The sequence below is a fragment of the Streptomyces parvulus genome (genome assembly GCF_014648855.1).
GTDB lineage: Bacteria > Actinomycetota > Actinomycetes > Streptomycetales > Streptomycetaceae > Streptomyces > Streptomyces parvulus.
This window is the reverse complement of record NZ_BMRX01000005.1, coordinates 456,596-473,321: the sequence shown is the minus strand read 5'-3', so window position 1 is coordinate 473,321 and position 16,726 is coordinate 456,596. Positions and strand designations below refer to the sequence as shown.

13 protein-coding genes and 1 pseudogene are annotated in these 16,726 nt (G+C 73.3%); 7 read left to right on the top strand and 7 right to left on the bottom strand.

Features of this window, described 5'->3' with window-relative positions; genetic code table 11:
• Window positions 1–113: 113 nt before the first annotated feature.
• Genes IE108_RS12175 through IE108_RS12155 form a run of 5 tightly spaced genes read right to left on the bottom strand, consistent with a single transcriptional unit; the run spans window position 114 to window position 5,739 of the window.
• A complete protein-coding gene (locus IE108_RS12175) occupies window positions 114–1,424 on the bottom strand; it encodes a DUF58 domain-containing protein (protein ID WP_064728216.1) in 1,311 nt (436 codons plus the stop codon).
• Complete coding sequence (locus IE108_RS12170) at window positions 1,424–2,413, bottom strand: AAA family ATPase (protein ID WP_079163526.1); 990 nt, start codon at window positions 2,411–2,413, stop codon at window positions 1,424–1,426. Before IE108_RS12170 ends, IE108_RS12175 begins: the two co-directional genes overlap by 1 nt.
• Window positions 2,413–3,609 (bottom strand): DUF4350 domain-containing protein, encoded by a 1,197-nt coding sequence (locus tag IE108_RS12165; RefSeq protein WP_064728214.1) that lies wholly within the window; start codon window positions 3,607–3,609, stop codon window positions 2,413–2,415. Before IE108_RS12165 ends, IE108_RS12170 begins: the two co-directional genes overlap by 1 nt.
• Window positions 3,606–4,352 (bottom strand): DUF4129 domain-containing protein, encoded by a 747-nt coding sequence (locus tag IE108_RS12160; RefSeq protein ID WP_373296958.1) that lies wholly within the window; start codon window positions 4,350–4,352, stop codon window positions 3,606–3,608. The genes IE108_RS12165 and IE108_RS12160 overlap by 4 nt, the downstream gene beginning before the upstream one ends.
• 34 nt (window positions 4,353–4,386) lie before the next feature.
• Entirely contained in the window at window positions 4,387–5,739 is a 1,353-nt protein-coding gene (locus IE108_RS12155; RefSeq protein WP_064728213.1) for a DUF7847 domain-containing protein, read from the bottom strand.
• 140 nt (window positions 5,740–5,879) lie between these two features.
• Between IE108_RS12155 and mtnA the strand changes: the two genes are divergently transcribed.
• The 7 genes and pseudogenes from mtnA (at window position 5,880) to IE108_RS12120 (ending at window position 14,608) form a co-directional block, all read left to right on the top strand.
• A complete protein-coding gene (mtnA, locus tag IE108_RS12150) occupies window positions 5,880–7,016 on the top strand; it encodes an S-methyl-5-thioribose-1-phosphate isomerase (RefSeq protein ID WP_064728212.1) in 1,137 nt (378 codons plus the stop codon).
• 4 nt (window positions 7,017–7,020) lie between these two features.
• Window positions 7,021–7,710, top strand: coding sequence for a two-component system response regulator MtrA (gene mtrA, locus IE108_RS12145; protein WP_189397631.1), 690 nt, complete (start codon window positions 7,021–7,023; stop codon window positions 7,708–7,710).
• Between the two features lies 1 nt (window position 7,711).
• Entirely contained in the window at window positions 7,712–9,793 is a 2,082-nt protein-coding gene (gene mtrB, locus IE108_RS12140; protein ID WP_064728210.1) for an MtrAB system histidine kinase MtrB, read from the top strand.
• Complete coding sequence (locus IE108_RS12135) at window positions 9,783–11,630, top strand: LpqB family beta-propeller domain-containing protein (RefSeq protein WP_064728209.1); 1,848 nt, start codon at window positions 9,783–9,785, stop codon at window positions 11,628–11,630. The genes mtrB and IE108_RS12135 overlap by 11 nt, the downstream gene beginning before the upstream one ends.
• 96 nt (window positions 11,631–11,726) lie before the next feature.
• A pseudogene (locus IE108_RS12130) lies at window positions 11,727–12,612 on the top strand (ComF family protein).
• Between the two features lie 313 nt (window positions 12,613–12,925).
• A complete protein-coding gene (hpf, locus tag IE108_RS12125; RefSeq protein ID WP_064728207.1) occupies window positions 12,926–13,618 on the top strand; it encodes a ribosome hibernation-promoting factor, HPF/YfiA family in 693 nt (230 codons plus the stop codon).
• Between the two features lie 225 nt (window positions 13,619–13,843).
• Window positions 13,844–14,608 (top strand): response regulator, encoded by a 765-nt coding sequence (locus tag IE108_RS12120; protein WP_064728206.1) that lies wholly within the window; start codon window positions 13,844–13,846, stop codon window positions 14,606–14,608.
• 63 nt (window positions 14,609–14,671) lie between these two features.
• On the opposite strand, the gene IE108_RS12115 is transcribed toward IE108_RS12120, so the two are convergent.
• Together IE108_RS12115 and IE108_RS12110 are read right to left on the bottom strand one after the other, a co-directional pair.
• Window positions 14,672–15,874, bottom strand: a complete 1,203-nt coding sequence (locus IE108_RS12115; RefSeq protein ID WP_064728205.1) for a winged helix-turn-helix domain-containing protein — start codon at window positions 15,872–15,874, stop codon at window positions 14,672–14,674.
• A 45-nt stretch (window positions 15,875–15,919) separates the two neighbouring features.
• Entirely contained in the window at window positions 15,920–16,507 is a 588-nt protein-coding gene (locus IE108_RS12110; RefSeq protein ID WP_064728204.1) for a GNAT family N-acetyltransferase, read from the bottom strand.
• Between the last annotated feature and the right edge of the window lie 219 nt (window positions 16,508–16,726).

Below are 16,726 nucleotides of genomic sequence, written 5' to 3'. Positions count from 1 at the left end.
GGACGCCGCCGAACAATCATTGCGAAGAAAGCCCCGCACCGGGAACGGTGCGGGGCTTTTTTGCGTTTGAGGGAATTGCAGGTGGGGTGCCATGGCACCCCACCTTTCGTCTTTTACAGGCGTCCTGCCGCTTTCAGTTCCAGATATGCGTCAGCGAGAGCCGGCGGGAGGTCGTCAGGGGTGGCGTCCACGACCGTGACGCCGTGACGGCGGAGCTGGTCGGCGGTGCGGCGGCGTTCGGTCTGCGCCTGTGCGGCCGCCGCGGCCTCGTACACGGCGTCCGTATGGCCGCGGGATCCGGCCATTCTGGCGACGTGCGGGTCGGCCACCGAGGCCAGGAGGACCGTGTGCCGCTGGGTCAGTTGCGGCAGGACCGGTAGCAGCCCCTCCTCGATCGGAGCCGCGTCCAGAGTCGTGAAGAGAACGATCAGGGAGCGCCGAGGGGCCGAGCGGAGCGCCGTGGCGGTGAGGCCGCGGGCGTCGGTCTCCAGCAGTTCGGGTTCGAGGTTCGCCATGGCGTTGACCAGGGACGGGAGGACATCGCCCGCGGTACGGCCCTGCACGAGCGCTCGTGTACGGCGGTCGTAGGCGAGGAGATCGACCCGGTCACCGGCGCGGGAGGCCAGGGCTGCCAGGAGCAGGGCCGCGTCCATGGCGGCGTCGAGGCGGGGGGCGTCGTCGACGCGGCCGGCCGAGGTGCGGCCGGTGTCCAGGACGAGCAGGAGGTGGCGGTCGCGTTCCGGGCGCCAGGTGCGTACGGCGACGGAGGACTGCCTGGCCGTGGCCCGCCAGTCGATGGAACGGGTGTCGTCGCCGGGGACGTACTCGCGCAAACTGTCGAACTCCGTGCCCTCACCGCGCGTGAGGACGCTGGTGCGGCCGTCGAGCTCGCGGAGGCGGGACAGCTTGGAGGGGAGGTGCTTGCGGCTGGTGAACGGGGGCAGGACGCGTACCGTCCAGGGGACCTGGTGGGTGCCCTGGCGGGTGAGGAGGCCAAGGGGGCCGTAGGAGCGGATGGTGACGCGGTCCGCGTGGCGGTCGCCGCGACGGGTGGGCCGCAGGCGGGTGGTCGTCCGCCGGCGTTCTCCGGCGGGCACCGTGAGGCTGTGGCGGGAGGCCGCGACCTCGGTGCCGGACTGCCAGCTGCTGGGCGGCCAGGCGTCGCGCAGGCGGGCCCTCAGCGGGCGGGGCGAAGGGTTGGTGATCGTCAATGTGACGTCCGCGGTGTCACCCAGGCGTGTGGACGTGTCGCCGGAACGGGTGAGGAGCAGGCGACGTACGGGTGCCGCCAGCGCGAAGTCGCAGGCGCAGGCGGCCGCGAGCGGGGCGTTGACGGCGAGGATGCCCGTCCAGCTGGGGTCCCAGATGCCGATCGGGACGGAGCCGAGGGCCGCGATGAGCGCGGCGCGTCCGGTGAGTGCCATCAGCGGGGGACGGGGACGTGGGCGAGGATCGCGTTGATGACGGAGTCCGTGCTCACGCCCTCCATCTCGGCCTCCGGGCGCAGTTGGACGCGGTGGCGGAGGGTGGGGAGGGCCAGGGCTTTCACGTCGTCCGGGGTGACGTAGTCGCGGCCGGTGAGCCAGGCCCACGCGCGGGAGGTCGAGAGCAGTGCCGTGGCTCCGCGCGGGGAGACGCCGAGGGTGAGGGACGGCGAGTCGCGGGTCGCCCGGCAGATGTCGACGACGTAGGCGGTGATCTCCGGGGAGACGGTCGTCTTGGCGACCTCGGCGCGGGCGGCGTCGAGGTCGGCGGCGTTCGCCACGGGGCGTACGCCCGCGGCGTGCAGGTCGCGCGGGTCGAAGCCGGCGGCGTGCCGGGTGAGGACGTCGATCTCGTCTTGGCGGGACGGGAGGGGGACGGTGAGCTTGAGGAGGAAGCGGTCCAGCTGGGCTTCCGGGAGGGGGTAGGTGCCCTCGTACTCCACGGGGTTCTGGGTGGCCGCGACCAGGAAGGGCTCGGGGAGCGGGCGGGGCGTGCCGTCGACCGTGACCTGGCGTTCCTCCATGGCTTCGAGGAGGGACGACTGGGTCTTCGGGGGCGTGCGGTTGATCTCGTCGGCGAGCAGCAGGTTGGTGAAGGCCGGGCCGGGCTGGAAGGAGAACTCGGCGGTGCGGGCGTCGTAGACCAGGGAGCCGGTGACGTCGCTCGGCATCAGGTCGGGGGTGAACTGGACGCGCTTGGCGTCGAGTTCCGTGGCGGCGGCGAGGGCGCGGACGAGGAGGGTCTTGGCGACTCCGGGGACGCCTTCGAGGAGGACGTGGCCGCGGCACAGGAGCGCGACGACGAGACCGGTCACGGCGGCGTCCTGGCCGACCACGGCCTTGGCGATCTCGGCGCGCAGGGCTTCGAGGGCGGTGCGGGCGTTGCCCGGGTCCGCGCTCTGCCCGGCGTTGTCAGTGGTCGGGTCCATCATGGACGGCGTACCTCACTTTCGAGGGCGTCGAGTTGGTCGGCGAGGGCGATCAGGGCCGCGTCGTCGCCGGGCGGCGGGCCGAAGAGGAGGCTGTGCAGGGGCTGTCCGTCGCCGTGGAGGTGGGCGGAGAGCGCGGGGAGCAGGGTCTCGGGCGTGTGCGCCCGGGTGACGGGGACGCCTACGAGGGGGGCGAGGCGGGTGCGGGTGGCGGAGCGAAGAGCGGTGGCCGCGCGGTCGCGGGCGTTCGCCTTGCGGTAGAGGCGGGCGCGGCCCTCCACGGTCTCGGAGGCGCGGATCGCGACGGGGAGTTTCTCGGGCACCAGGGGGCCGAGCCGGCGTGCCCGCCACAGGGCGGCGAGGGCGGCGGCCATGAAGAGCTGCAGGGTGCCCCAGAGCCAGCCGGAGGGGAGCAGGTCGAAGAAGCCGCGCTCCTCGTCCGGGTCGGGGACGTCGGAGAGCGAGGGGAGGTACCAGACCAGATGGTCGCGGGAGCCGAGGAGTTGCAGGGCGAGCGAGGCGTTGCCGTGGTCGTCGAGGCGGTCGTTGACGAGGATGTCGCGGGCGCCGAGGACGACGGTGTCGCCCGGGGTGCCCTCCGCGGACGTGTCGGGGACGCGGAGCAGCGTGGCCAGGCGCCGGCTGGGGTAGCAGGTGTCGGCCGCGAGGTGGGTGCTGTAGCGCAGGCCGCCCGTGTCGGCGGTGCCCGCGCGCCGGGCCGCGGGCAGGTCGCAGGCGGGGGCCAGCGTCGAGTCGAAGCTGAGCGCGGGGTCGGCGGTGACGCCGGGGACGAGGCGTTCCACGGCGCGGCCGCCGGGGGCCACGAGGACGGTGCGGCCGCCGGAGCCGGCGACCGTGGCGTGCAGCCGCGTCTGCTGTCGCTCCGTCAGGAGGTCGGGGGCGGCGACCAGCAGGGTGGTGTCCGGGCCGGTCGCGGCGCGGGCGGCGTCCAGGGTGGTGACCACGCGCGTGGAGACCCCCCGCTCGGCCAGGAGTTCGGCGACCGCGCGGCTGCCGGCGGGGTCGGCGGAGCGCGGGTCGAGTTCGCCGTGGTGGTCCCCGGAGCGGACGACGGCGATGGCCACGGCACCGGCGAGCAGCAGGACGAGGGCGAGGGCGACGCCCCGCCCGCGGGTCCAGATCTGGCGGGCGGTGGGCGAGGCCGAGGTGGTGGGGAGGGTGGCCTCGGTGGTCATCCGGCGGCTCCCCGGCGGGTCTCCGTGCCGCCTCCACCGCTACCGGGCGTGCTGCCCGCCAGGTGCGGCTTGCTGCGGTCCAGGTCGTGGTCGAGTTCGGTGAGGCGCCGGTACACTTGCTCGGTGCCGGGGCGCCCGCCGTACGTGACGTCGTCGAAGTCCCGGGCGGCCGCCCGCAGTCGGCTGCCGTGGGCGGGGAGGGCGAGGCCGGCCTCGGTGGCCGCCTCGTCGGCGGTGCGGCCGGGCCGCACGTCGAGCAGGGCGCGTTCCTCCAGGGCGCGGACGACGGCTCGCATGCGCTCCTGGACGGCCTGGTTCCAGTGGCCCTGGGCGGCGTGTGCCTGGGCGGCGGCGCGGTGGTCGGCGGCGCTGCGGGGGCGGTCGTCGAACAGGGCGGGAGCGGAGGCCGGACCGCGCCGCGGGGTGCCCAGGCGCCACCAGAGGGCGCCCAGCACCGCCAGTACGGCCGCGATGACGACGACCAGGCCGAGCGCTCCGCCGGGCGTCGCCGTCGACGCCCTGCTGAACAGCTCGTCGATCCACTCCCAGAAGGTGTCCAGGGCCCGTTGGAACCAGCCGGGGTCGTTCTCGTGGTACATGCCCTTGGACAGCTCGCGTCGGGCGGCCTCCCGCGCGGGGTCGCGCGGGATCGTCACCGGTGGCTCGTCGCCGGACGCGCGCAGCGCCGCCATGACGCCGTCACCGGTGTGCGACAGCGTTCGTACCGTGGTGTGCGCCAGCACCTCTGTGAGAACTCCCCCCGCCGGTCCCACCCCGTCAGCTCCCCGGGACGGCGCCGGGGGCGCCGGTGCCCTGGGTGCCCGCGGCGCGGGCCAGTTCGAGGTCGAGTGCCTCGCGGCGGATGCGCTGGTCGATGTAGAGCAGTACGGCGACGCCCGCGGTGATCGGGAAGGTGATCATGGAGCCGATCACCGAACCGATGCCGCTGACGACGAGGAACGTCCAGCCGACGTCCCCGGTGCCCTCCAGGAAGCCGCTGACGCCGTCCCCGCCGACCGCGGCGGCGAGGAAGGCGAAGGGGATGACGATGATCGACGCGACGACGTTGGCGATGATCGTGGCGAGCAGCTGGATGCCGAAGACCCGCCACCAGGAGCCGCGCACCAGCTTCACGGATCGGCTCAGCGCCTTCTTGATGCCCTGCTTCTCCAGCATCAGCGCCGGGGAGGCCAGCGAGAAGCGGACCATCAGCCACACAGCGACGACTCCGGCCGCGAGGAAGCCGAGGACGGTCAGGGCCACACCGGCTCCACCGCCGGCGGTGGCCGTCACGAGGAGACCGGGCGCCATGCCGGCCAGGACGATGCCCGCGACGATGAGCAGCAGCAGGACGATCAGGCCGAACAGCTTGAGCACCTGGGGGCGCGCGTCGCGCCAGGCCTCGCCGGCGGTCACCGGGCGGCCCAGGACGGCGCGGCTGGTGACGGTCGTGAGCAGGGCGGTGGCCAGCACGGTGCCGATCAGGGAGATCAGGAAGACGGCGCCCGAGTTGATCGAGGTCTCGGTGAGGGCGTCGCCGAGTTCGCTCAGGGACGCGTCGGGGTCGTTGAGGGCCTCGGTGCCGCTGTTGTCCAGGACGAGGCCTTGGAGCAGCACGACGATGATCTCCGTGAAGACGGCGACCGTCAGGGAGATGCCGAGGACCGTGCGCCAGTAGGTGCGCATGGTGGAGACCGCGCCGTCGAGGATCTCGCCGACGCCGAGCGGGCGGAGCGGGATCACGCCGGGCTTGGCCGCGGGCGGCGGGCCTCCCCAGCCGCCTCCCCAGCCGCCGGGTCCCCCGGGGGCGCCGTAGCCGCCGCCCTGGCCGCCGTAACCGCCGGGCGGGCCGGGGGGCGGGGCGCCCCAGCCCGGGCCGGGAGGCGGGGGCGGCGGGGTCTGGCCCGGGACGGAGGGGCCGGAGGGGGCGGACCACTGGCCGGGGGGCGGCTGCTCCTTGGACCACTTCGTGCCGGGGCCCGTGGGGTCCGCGCCCGGCTGGTCCGCGGGGGGCGCGGGCTGGTCGGGGCCTGCGGGGCGGTCGGCGGGCTCGGCGGGGCCGGACGCGCCGGGCTCCCGCCCGTCGGACGGGGCGGATCCGGGCGAGGCCCAGCCCGGAGTGTCGTTCATCGTCGCTCCTTCACGGTGCCCGTCCGCGGTCGCGGCGGCAGGTTGGCAGCCATCGTGCCATGGGGTGCCCGGCCGCGGACCGGGCGCGGTATGGGCTGCACACCTTCAATTGTCCGCCGGATAGGGGGCAGACTGACCGCATGGCTGATCAGGACGCGCGAAGCGGCGAGGACAAGCGGCCGACCGAGATCCCGGTGCTCCGCTGGGAGGAACCCCCCGAGGGCCCGGTGCTGGTCCTGCTGGACCAGACCAGGCTGCCGACCGAGGAGGTCGAGCTGGTCTGCACGGACCCGGCCGGGCTCGTCGAGGCCATCCGTTCGCTCGCCGTGCGCGGTGCGCCGCTGCTGGGCGTCGCGGGCGCCTACGGTGTCGCGCTCGCCGCGGTGCGGGGCTTCGAGGTGGAGGAGGCCGCGGCGGCGCTTGCCGGGGCCCGGCCCACCGCGGTGAACCTCGCCGTCGGGGTGCGCCGGGCGCAGGCCGCCCACCAGGAGGCGCTCGCCAGGAGCGGCGACGCCGGACAGGCCGCCTCGGCCGCGCTGGCGGCGGCGCGGGCGGTGCACGAGGAGGACGCCCGGGCCAGCGCGCGGATGGCCGCGCACGGGCTGGCGCTCCTCGACGAGCTGCTGCCGGCCGGCGGGCACCGCGTCCTCACGCACTGCAACTCCGGCTCGCTGGTGTCGGGCGGGGAGGGCACCGCCTTCGCGGTGGCGCTCGCGGCGCACCGGGAGGGCCGGCTGCGGCGCCTGTGGGTGGACGAAACGCGTCCCTTGCTGCAAGGTGCTCGCCTGACGGCATACGAGGCGGCTCGCAACGACATGGCGTACACCCTGCTCACCGACAGCGCGGCCGGTTCGCTCTTCGCGGCGGGCGAGGTGGACGCCGTACTGGTCGGCGCGGACCGCATAGCGGCCGACGGTTCGGTGGCGAACAAGGTCGGGAGCTACCCGCTCGCCGTGCTCGCTCGCTATCACCACGTACCGTTCATCGTGGTGGCGCCGGTCACGACGGTGGACCCGCACACCCCGGACGGGGCGTCCATCGAGGTGGAGCAGCGTCCCGGATATGAAGTGACCGAGGTCACAGCGCCTCAGGTGGCGGGAGCGGGAGGCGGGATACCGGTGGCACCCCTGGGGACCCAGGCGTACAACCCGGCGTTCGACGTGACCCCGCCCGAGCTGGTGACGGCGATCGTCACCGAGGAGGGCGTGGTCTCACCCGTGACGAGCGAGGCCCTCGCCGAGCTGTGTGCCAGGTCACGCCAGGTAACGATTAGCTAATGGGATGATGTCGTTTATGAAGGGACGAGTCCTTGTCGTCGACGACGACACCGCACTGGCCGAGATGCTCGGCATTGTGCTGCGTGGTGAGGGTTTTGAGCCGTCTTTCGTAGCCGACGGCGACAAGGCGCTGGCCGCCTTCCGGGAGAGCAAGCCCGATCTGGTGCTGCTCGACCTGATGCTGCCCGGCCGGGACGGCATCGAGGTGTGCCGCCTGATCAGGGCGGAGTCGGGCGTGCCGATCGTGATGCTGACGGCGAAGAGCGACACCGTCGACGTCGTGGTCGGTCTCGAGTCGGGCGCCGACGACTACATCGTGAAGCCGTTCAAGCCGAAGGAGCTGGTGGCCCGTATCAGGGCGCGGCTCAGGCGGTCGGAGGAGCCGGCCCCGGAGCAGCTCGCCATAGGCGACCTGGTCATCGACGTGGCCGGTCACTCCGTGAAGCGGGAGGGGCAGTCCATCGCGCTGACGCCGCTGGAGTTCGACCTGCTGGTGGCGCTGGCCCGCAAGCCGTGGCAGGTCTTCACGCGCGAGGTGCTCCTGGAGCAGGTCTGGGGCTACCGGCACGCCGCCGACACCCGGCTGGTCAACGTGCATGTGCAGCGGCTGCGCTCCAAGGTCGAGAAGGACCCGGAGAAGCCCGAGATCGTGGTGACCGTCCGCGGCGTCGGCTACAAGGCCGGACCGAGCTGACATGACCAGGGACAGTGCCGCTTCGGCGCCCGGGTCCGAGGCCCGCGCCGGACGGCCTGTCGGCCCCCCTCCCGCCGGTTCGCGCTTCGGCCGTCTGCTGGAGGGCGGGCTGCTGCACGGCGGGGTGCAGGGCAGCCCGGTGCTCCGGCTCTTCATGCGCTGGGTGCGGCGCCCGCTGCTGCCGGTCATGCGGCTGTGGCGGCGCAACATCCAGCTCAAGGTCGTCGTCACCACACTGCTGATGTCGCTGGGCGTGGTGCTCCTGCTCGGCTTCGTGGTGATCGGACAGGTCCGCAACGGACTGCTGGATGCCAAGGTCAAGGCCTCCCAGAGCCAGGCCACCGGCGGGTTCACGGCGGCCAAGCAGAAGGCCGAGGAGGCCGCGGGCGCCGACGGCGACGACAGCACCCCCGCGGACGGGCGGCCCTCGCAGAACGTCATCCAGTGGATGAGCGAACTCGTGAAGTCGCTCTCCAGCGGTGGCCAGGGCGCCTTCGACGTGGTCACGCTCCCCATGGGCGGGGAGAGCGGCAGCGGACGCGGCCCGCGCGCGTCCGGCTCGGTCGACTGGGCGGTCAGCGTCCCCGAGGACCTGCGCGAGCGGATCGACGGCGGCACCGCGGCGGCCCAGAGCTACACCCGGATCGTCTACAACTCCGACCAGGCGTCCCAGCCCGGACTGGTCATCGGCAAGCAGGTCAACGACCCCAACGGCGAGCCGTACCAGCTCTACTACCTCTTCCCGCTCACCCAGGAGGAGAAGTCCCTCAGCCTGGTCAGAGGCACCCTGGCGACCGCGGGGCTCTTCGTCGTGGCGCTGCTCGGGGCCATCGCGTGGCTGGTGGTGCGGCAGGTCGTCACGCCGGTGCGGATGGCGGCGAGCATCGCCGAGCGGCTGTCCGCGGGGCGGCTCCAGGAACGGATGAAGGTCACCGGCGAGGACGACATCGCGCGGCTCGGCGAGGCCTTCAACAAGATGGCGCAGAACCTCCAGCTCAAGATCAGTCAGCTGGAGGACCTGTCGCGGATGCAGCGGCGGTTCGTGTCCGACGTGTCGCACGAGCTGCGCACGCCGCTGACGACCGTGCGGATGGCCGCCGACGTCATCCATGACGCGCGCGTGGACTTCGATCCCGTCACCGCGCGGTCGGCGGAACTCCTCGCCGACCAGCTGGACCGGTTCGAGACGCTGCTCGCCGACCTGCTGGAGATCAGCCGCTTCGACGCGGGCGCCGCCGCCCTGGAGGCCGAGCCGATAGACCTCAGGGTGGTCGTGCGGCGGGTCGTCAGCGGCGCCGAGCCGCTCGCCGAGCGCAAGGGCACGCGGATCAGCGTCGTCGGCGACCAGCAGCCCGTCGTCGCCGAGGCGGACGCCCGACGGGTCGAGCGCGTGCTGCGCAACCTCGTCGTCAACGCCGTCGAGCACGGCGAGGGGCGGGACGTCGTCGTCAAGCTCGCCGCGGCCGGCGGGGCGGTCGCCGTCGGCGTGCGGGACTACGGCGTCGGACTCAAGCCCGGCGAGGCCACGCGGGTGTTCAGCCGCTTCTGGCGGGCCGACCCGGCACGCGCGCGTACCACCGGCGGTACGGGACTGGGGCTGTCGATCGCCCTGGAGGACGCGCGGCTGCACGGCGGCTGGCTGCAGGCGTGGGGTGAGCCGGGCGGTGGCTCGCAGTTCCGGCTGACGCTGCCCAGGACCGCGGACGAGCCGCTGCGGGGTTCGCCGATACCGCTGGAGCCGGCGGACTCGCGGCGCAACCGCGGGCTGCAGGACGCCGGTCTCGACGAGACCGGCGGGCAACGGGTGGCTTCGCACGGCGTGGACAGGGCGGTCGGTGTCCCGGCGCAGGCGACGGCCGGACAGGCGTCGCAGGTGCCCGCGCGGGGACCGATACCGCCGAGGTCGTCGATGACGGCCCCCACGGCCGACCCGACGGCCCTGCCCGGCAACGGCGCGCGCGTGGTGCCCAGGCCCGTGTCGGGCGCCCGCAGACCGGACGGCGGCCCCGCCGAGGGGCTCGGCCGCCGGGACACCGGTCCGGAGGATCCAAGCAGGCAAGGGGAGGCATCTCGTGGGCGCTGACCGCGGGGGAGGCGGTCGGCGCAGGCCGGCACGCGTGGTGGCGTACACCGTCGGGGGCGTCGTACTGCTGGCGGGGTGTGCGGCCATGCCGGACAGCGGGGACCTGCGCGGGGTGGAGTCCACGCCGCGGCAGGACCCGCAGGTACGGGTGTTCGCGATGCCGCCGCGCGAGGACGCGCCGCCCTCCGACATCGTGCAGGGCTTCCTCGAGGCCCTGACCAGCGACGACCCGCACTACGAGACGGCGCGCAAGTACCTCACCGGAGACGCCGCGAAGAGCTGGCGGCCGGACGACTCGGCGACCGTGCTCGCCGGCGGGCCCGGCACCGAGTCCGACCACTCCGGCAGCCGCGAGGAGGCCAACGACTACTCGGTGACCCTGACGGGCGCCAAGGTGGCCACGGTGGACGCCCAGCAGTCGTACGCGCCCGCCGACGGCGCCTACCGCCAGTCGGTGCACCTGACCCGGGACGGCAAGACCGGCCAGTGGCGCATCGACCAGCTGCCGCAGGGGGTCGTCATGGGCAAGTCGGACTTCCAGCGCAACTACATGTCGGTCAACCGGTACTACTTCGCCTCGAACACCACGGTGCGGTCGGCTGCCGACGAGGGCGCCGGTCCGCAGCCGGCCGCCGTCGCCGACCCCGTGTACGTACGCCGCCGGGTGGACCCCATGACCCAGGTGGTGCGCTCCCTGATCGGCGGGCCGTCGAGCCTGCTCGGGCCCGTGGTCAGGTCGAGCTTCCCGACCGGCACGGCGCTGGCGGAGAACGCGGGCGCGCTGACGCCCGACGACCGCAGCAAGCTGACCGTCCCGTTGAACGACAAGGCCGCCCGCGCCGACCAGGACCAGTGCGACGAGATGGCCGCCCAGCTCCTGTACACGCTGCAGAACCTCACCCCGGCCGTGGACGAGGTCGAGCTGCGCGCGGGCGGCGAGCAGCTCTGCTCGCTCGGCGAGGACCGCGCGGAGACGGTCGCCGCGCGGGGCTCGGCACAGCGTGCCGACTACCTGTACTTCGTCGACGGCGACCAGCGTCTGGTGCGGATCGCGGCGGGCAGCAACGGGACCCGCGCGGAACCCGTTCCCGGCCCCCTCGGCGAGGGCGAGAAGGCCCTGCGGGCGGTGGCGGTGTCGCGCGACGAGCACAGCGCCGCCGGTATCGGCCTGGACAACAAGTCGCTGTACGTCGCCTCCCTGGTGTCGGGCGGTTCGCTCGGCGACCCCGTGCTGGTCAGCAAGGGCAAGGCGGAGGCCGACCGGCTGACCCCGCCCAGCTGGGACGCGCAGGGCGACCTGTGGATCGCCGACCGGGACCCCGCCGACCCGCGGCTGCTGCTGCTGGAGAAGGGGGCCGGCGAGCCGGTGGAGGTGCGCACCCCGGGGCTCGACGGGCGGGTACAGGCCGTGCGGGCGGCGGCGGACGGGGTGCGGATCGCGCTCGTCGTGGAGAAGGACGGCGAGCGCTCGCTGCTCATCGGGCGGATCGAACGCGAGGAGCGGGCGGGCGAACCGCCGGCGGTCACCGTCCTCGAACTGCGCTCCGCCACGCCAGAGCTGGAGGAGGTCACGGCCATGTCGTGGGCCGGCGACAGCAGGCTCGTGGTGGTCGGACGCGAGCGCGGCGGCGTCCAGCAGATCGGGTACGTCCAGGTCGACGGCTCGACCCCGGAGGCGTCGGTGCCCGCCGCCCTGACCGGCGTCAAGGAGATCGCCGCCACCGAGGACGAGCGGCTGCCGCTCGTGGCGTACTCCGAGGACCTGATCGTGCGGCTGCCGTCGGGGCTCCAGTGGCAGAAGGTCACCGAGGGGACCGCGCCGGTCTATCCGGGCTGAGGCGTCCGGGACGGTTTTCCACAGGCGCCCGGCCGGTGTTTTCCACAGGCCTGGCCGGGTTCCGGCGGGCTTGGCACAGTGGTGGCCATGGGGCGACTGCGGGGCTGGTGGCGAGATCTCACGGACCTGGTGCTGCCGGCCGAGTGCGGCGGCTGCGGCCGGATGCGGGCGGTGCTGTGCCCGCGGTGCCGCACCGCCCTGAGCGGGACCCCGCCGCGCCGGGTGCGACCGGACCCGGAGCCCGCCGGGCTGCCGCCGGTGCACGCGGCAGCGCCGTACGCGGACGAGGTGCGGGCCGCGCTGCTGGCCCACAAGGAGCGCGGCGTCCTGGCCCTCACACCGCCGCTCGGCGAGGCGCTGGCGGCGGCGGTGCGGGCGGGGCTCCTCGCGGCGGGATCCGGCGTCGGCGGACCGGCGGGATCCGGCGTCGTCGGACCGGACGGATCACCCGGCCCCGTGCTGCTCGTGCCCGTGCCGTCGGCGCGGCGGGCGGTGCGCCGACGCGGGCACGACCCGGCCCGGCGCATCGCCCTCGCGGCGGCCGGGGAGCTGCGGCGCACCGGGACGCCGGCGCGGGTGGCCGCCCTGCTGCGGCAGCGGCACGCCGTGGCCGACCAGGCGGGCCTCGACGCCCGGCAGCGGCTGGACAACCTCGCCGGGGCCCTCGCCGTGGCTCCCGGCGGCGGCCGGCTGCTGTGCGGGGGCGGCCCGGTCGTCCTGGTCGACGACCTGATGACGACGGGGGCCTCCCTGACCGAGGCGGCACGGGCCCTGCGCGCGGCTGAGTCGTGGAGGGGGCCGGACACGTACGGGATGGCGAGATCGCCTGTGTATCCGTCGGCGGCGGGGGAAGGCAGAGAGGAACGGAAGACCGGGCCGGTAAAGGCGGGTCCGAACGGAGGCGGTGACGCGATCCGGGAAGCGATCTGCGCGGCAGTGGTCGCGGCTTCACCTGATTCTTTCGAAAATAAACCGGAACTGACTGAGAACTTACGTCGTTGCAGGTAATAAGAGGTCCAATTCACTGGAACGGAGGTACGTCGCAGTAGAGGGTGACGACATCCGTCCGGGCGAGATATGTTCGGTGGAGAGGCAAAGGCGCAGGCCACACCTCCCAAATCCGAATGCCCTGTCGCGGGTTTTACCGTCTTCACCCGCACCGGGGGAGTGGAGATCTCGCCCGCGGGGGAGGAGGTGGACGTCACCGAGTCCGAGGTTCCGGGGTGTTCCGGAACCTGGTGCAAAAGGGAGATGCTCCGCCAACGGAGCGGAGCGATCCGGGAACGGAGTTCTGCGTGGACATCGTCGTCAAGGGCCGCAAGACCGAGGTGCCCGAGCGGTTCCGGAAGCACGTGGCCGAGAAGCTGAAGCTGGAGAAGATCCAGAAGCTCGATGGCAAGGTGATCAGCCTCGACGTCGAGGTGTCCAAGGAGCCGAACCCCCGGCAGGCCGACCGCTGTGACCGAGTGGAGATCACACTCCGCTCCCGCGGTCCGGTGATCCGGGCGGAGGCAGCGGCGAGCGACCCGTACGCGGCGCTCGACCTGGCGGCGGAGAAGCTTGACGCACGACTGCGCAAGCAGCACGACAAGCGCTTCTCGCGCCGCGGATCACGCCGGATCCCGGCGGCCGAGGTCGCCGACCACGTACCCGGCGCGGCGACGCTCAACGGGAACGGCGACGTCGTCCCGACGGAGAAGCAGGATGGCGTACCCACCAAGAAGATCGGCTCGCTGGAGGTCCAGGGCGACGGCCCGCTCGTCGTCCGCGAGAAGACCCACGTGGCCGCACCGATGTCCCTCGACCAGGCGCTCTACGAGATGGAACTGGTCGGGCACGACTTCTACCTCTTCGTCGACTCCGAGACGAAGGAGCCCAGCGTCGTCTACCGGCGGCACGCCTACGACTACGGCGTGATCCACCTCACCACGGACACGATGGTCACCCAGGCGCACGCCCCCGACGCGGGCGACGCGCTCGGCGGCTGACCACCGCGCGGCGACTGTCGACCGGTGCCCCTGGAGCGCGTGTGCGCCCCCAGGGGCACCGGCGTGCGACGGTGCGCGAGGGTGTGCGACCCCTTTCGGAGCCGCGCTGTCGCCCCGTTGTCCGCCGGACATGGAATCATGGCGGCCACGGCCCAACCGGTGGGCCGTTGCTCTGGGTTGGCGCCGGCTCCTGACCACGGGCCGAAGCCTTCAGGGGGAGGAACGATGGCGGAGAGTTTCGGACCGATGCGTGGTGCGGGCGTCGACCACGGGATCGACGACGGCGCCGTCGGCACGGCCCCGGACGCGGGTGCGGGCGCGGCACGCGAGGAGCCGATCAGGGTCCTGGTAGTCGACGACCACGCCCTCTTCCGCCGGGGCCTGGAGATCGTGCTCGCGGCCGAGGAGGACATCCAGGTCGTCGGCGAGGCCGGAGACGGCGCCGAGGCCGTGGAGAAGGCCGCCGACCTGCTGCCCGACATCGTCCTGATGGACGTGCGGATGCCCAAGCGAGGCGGCATCGAGGCCTGCACCTCCATCAAGGAGGTCGCTCCCAGCGCGAAGATCATCATGCTGACGATCAGCGACGAGGAGGCCGACCTCTACGACGCGATCAAGGCGGGCGCCACCGGTTACCTCCTCAAGGAGATCTCCACGGACGAGGTCGCCACCGCCATCCGCGCGGTCGCCGACGGACAGTCGCAGATCAGCCCCTCCATGGCGTCGAAGCTGCTCACCGAGTTCAAGTCGATGATCCAGCGGACGGACGAGCGCCGGCTGGTGCCCGCGCCGCGGCTCACCGATCGCGAGCTGGAGGTGCTCAAGCTCGTCGCCACCGGGATGAACAACCGGGACATCGCGAAAGAGCTGTTCATCTCCGAGAACACCGTGAAGAACCACGTGCGCAACATCCTGGAGAAGCTGCAACTGCACTCCAGGATGGAAGCCGTGGTCTACGCGATGCGGGAGAAGATCCTCGAGATCCGCTGACGCGGCCCCGCTTGCCGCAGCCACGCTTCACGCGGGCCTACTCCTGGGATCCGGGCCGCTCGGTCAGGCGAGCAGGCGGGCCAGCTCCGCCGTCAGGGCCGCCCGCTCCTGCTGGGTGTCGACGCGCTCCACCCGGACGTCCGTGCAGTCGACCCAGCCCGCCGCCTCCACCAGCGCCTGGGCCACCGCCGGGGCGGCCTTGACGCCGTCCAGCCGGACCTGCTTGGCGACCAGCGTGCGTCCCTCGCGCGCCGGGTCCACGCGGCCCACGAGCCGGCCGCCCGCCAGCACCGGCATGGCGAAGTAGCCGTGCACCCGCTTGGGCTTGGGGACGTAGGCCTCCAGGCGGTGGGTGAAGCCGAAGATCCGCTCCGTGCGCGCCCGTTCCCAGATCAGGGAGTCGAACGGCGAGAGCAGCGTGGTGCGGTGCCGGCCGCGCGGGACGGTCTCGAGGGCCGCGGGGTCGGCCCAGGCCGGCTTGGACCAGCCTGCCACCGTGACCGGCACCAGACCCGAGTCGGCGATCACCGCGTCGACCTGCTCGGCCTTGACGCGGTGATAGTCCGCGATGTCCGCGCGCGTGCCCACGCCCAGGGCCTCACCCGCCAGGCGGACCAGGCGGCGCAGGCACTCGGCGTCGTCCAGGTCGTCATGGAGCAGCGCGGCCGGGACGGCGCGCTCCGCGAGGTCGTACACCCGCTTCCAGCCCCGGCGCTCCACGCAGACCACCTCGCCGTACATCAGCGCGCGCTCGACGGCGACCTTGGTGCCCGACCAGTCCCACCACTCGCTGGTCCGCTTCGCGCCGCCCAGGTCCGTTGCCGTGAGCGGGCCCTCGGTGCGCAGCTGCTTGACGACCTGCTCGTAGGTGCCCTCGGGGAGGTCGTGGTTCCAGTGCGGGCGGCCGCGGTAGGCGCGGCGGCGGAAGGCGAAGTGGGGCCACTCCTCGATGGGGAGGATGCAGGCGGCGTGCGACCAGTACTCGAAGGCGTGCGGTCGTGCCGGAGGCGCGCCCACGGAGACAGGCTTCCAGTAGGCGGCCTCGACGGTCCCGCGGCCGACCGCGCCGAGGCGGGCGTACGGGATGAGTTCGTGCGAGCGGGCGAGGACCGAGATGGTGTCCAGCTGCACCGCGCCCAGGTGTCTGAGGACGCCGCGGACGCCCGCGCGGCGGTCGGGCGCGCCGAGGAACCCCTGTGCGCGGAGGGCGATGCGGCGGGCCTCGTCTGCGGACAGTTCCGTCGCGGGGCGCGGGAGGGTCGTCATACGTCCGCACCATAAGGGGTGGGACTGACAGCGGGGCCCGTGCCGCTAGGCGGCGGGCGGCTCCTGGTCGCGTGCCGGCAGGTAGGGGGCCGTCGACGGGAGGGCGAGGTCCGAGGGGAGCAGGGAGCCGATCCAGCAGTCCCGGCGCACGCCCTTGTTGCCGACCGCGGAGCGCAGGGTGCCCTCCATGGTGAACCCCGCGCGAAGGGCCACCGCGCGGGAGGCCGTGTGGCCGGCCTCGGCGCGCCACTCCAGGCGGTCGATCGCCCGCTCGGTGAACGCCCAGCGGGCCACCGCGAGGGAGGCCTCCGTGGTGTAGCCCCGGCCGCGGAACTCCTTGGCGGCCCAGAACCCCAGCTCACCGGCGCCCAGGGAGATCATCGTGACCCCGATCATGCCCACCAGGTCCCCGGCGGGCAGGAAGAGGCCGAAGGTGAACATGGAGCCGTTCGCCCAGCCGTCCGGAACCATCTGCTCCGTGAAGCCCCGTGCGTGCTCCGGGAGGTAGGGCGAGGGGATCGTGGTCCAGCGCTGGATGTCGGGGTCCTGGCAGGCGGTGTACACGGCGTCCGTGTCCTGGGGGCCGGGCGCGCGCAGGACCAGGCGTTCCGTGGTGAGGGTGACGGGTTCCATCGGCCGATTCTGGCGGGCTCCCGTGACCGGCGCCATCTTTTTGCCCTGCGTGAACAAGCGGTCACGTTCCACTCAATTCACCGGGGGGTGCGGCACCATCCGCGGGGCCCGGACGTTGAACCCGGTGACGTCAGACGTCGAAGCCCGATGCAAGGAGTGGACGGTCCCGTCACGGCAGGCCTCCCGGGGTGGCGGGGTCCTCGCATACGATGGCCGTTG

Excerpts from the sequence above, each read along its gene's own strand:
- IE108_RS12175 (WP_064728216.1), bottom strand. The coding sequence starts at position 1,424 with ATGGCACTCACCGGACGCGCCGCGCTCATCGCGGCCCTCGGCTCCGTC.
- IE108_RS12170 (WP_079163526.1), bottom strand. The coding sequence starts at position 2,413 with ATGGACCCGACCACTGACAACGCCGGGCAGAGCGCGGACCCGGGCAAC.
- IE108_RS12165 (WP_064728214.1), bottom strand. The coding sequence starts at position 3,609 with ATGACCACCGAGGCCACCCTCCCCACCACCTCGGCCTCGCCCACCGCC.
- IE108_RS12155 (WP_064728213.1), bottom strand. The coding sequence starts at position 5,739 with ATGAACGACACTCCGGGCTGGGCCTCGCCCGGATCCGCCCCGTCCGAC.
- mtnA (WP_064728212.1), top strand. The coding sequence starts at position 5,880 with ATGGCTGATCAGGACGCGCGAAGCGGCGAGGACAAGCGGCCGACCGAG.
- mtrA (WP_189397631.1), top strand. The coding sequence starts at position 7,021 with ATGATGTCGTTTATGAAGGGACGAGTCCTTGTCGTCGACGACGACACC.
- mtrB (WP_064728210.1), top strand. The coding sequence starts at position 7,712 with ATGACCAGGGACAGTGCCGCTTCGGCGCCCGGGTCCGAGGCCCGCGCC.
- IE108_RS12120 (WP_064728206.1), top strand. The coding sequence starts at position 13,844 with ATGGCGGAGAGTTTCGGACCGATGCGTGGTGCGGGCGTCGACCACGGG.
- IE108_RS12115 (WP_064728205.1), bottom strand. The coding sequence starts at position 15,874 with ATGACGACCCTCCCGCGCCCCGCGACGGAACTGTCCGCAGACGAGGCC.
- IE108_RS12110 (WP_064728204.1), bottom strand. The coding sequence starts at position 16,507 with ATGGAACCCGTCACCCTCACCACGGAACGCCTGGTCCTGCGCGCGCCC.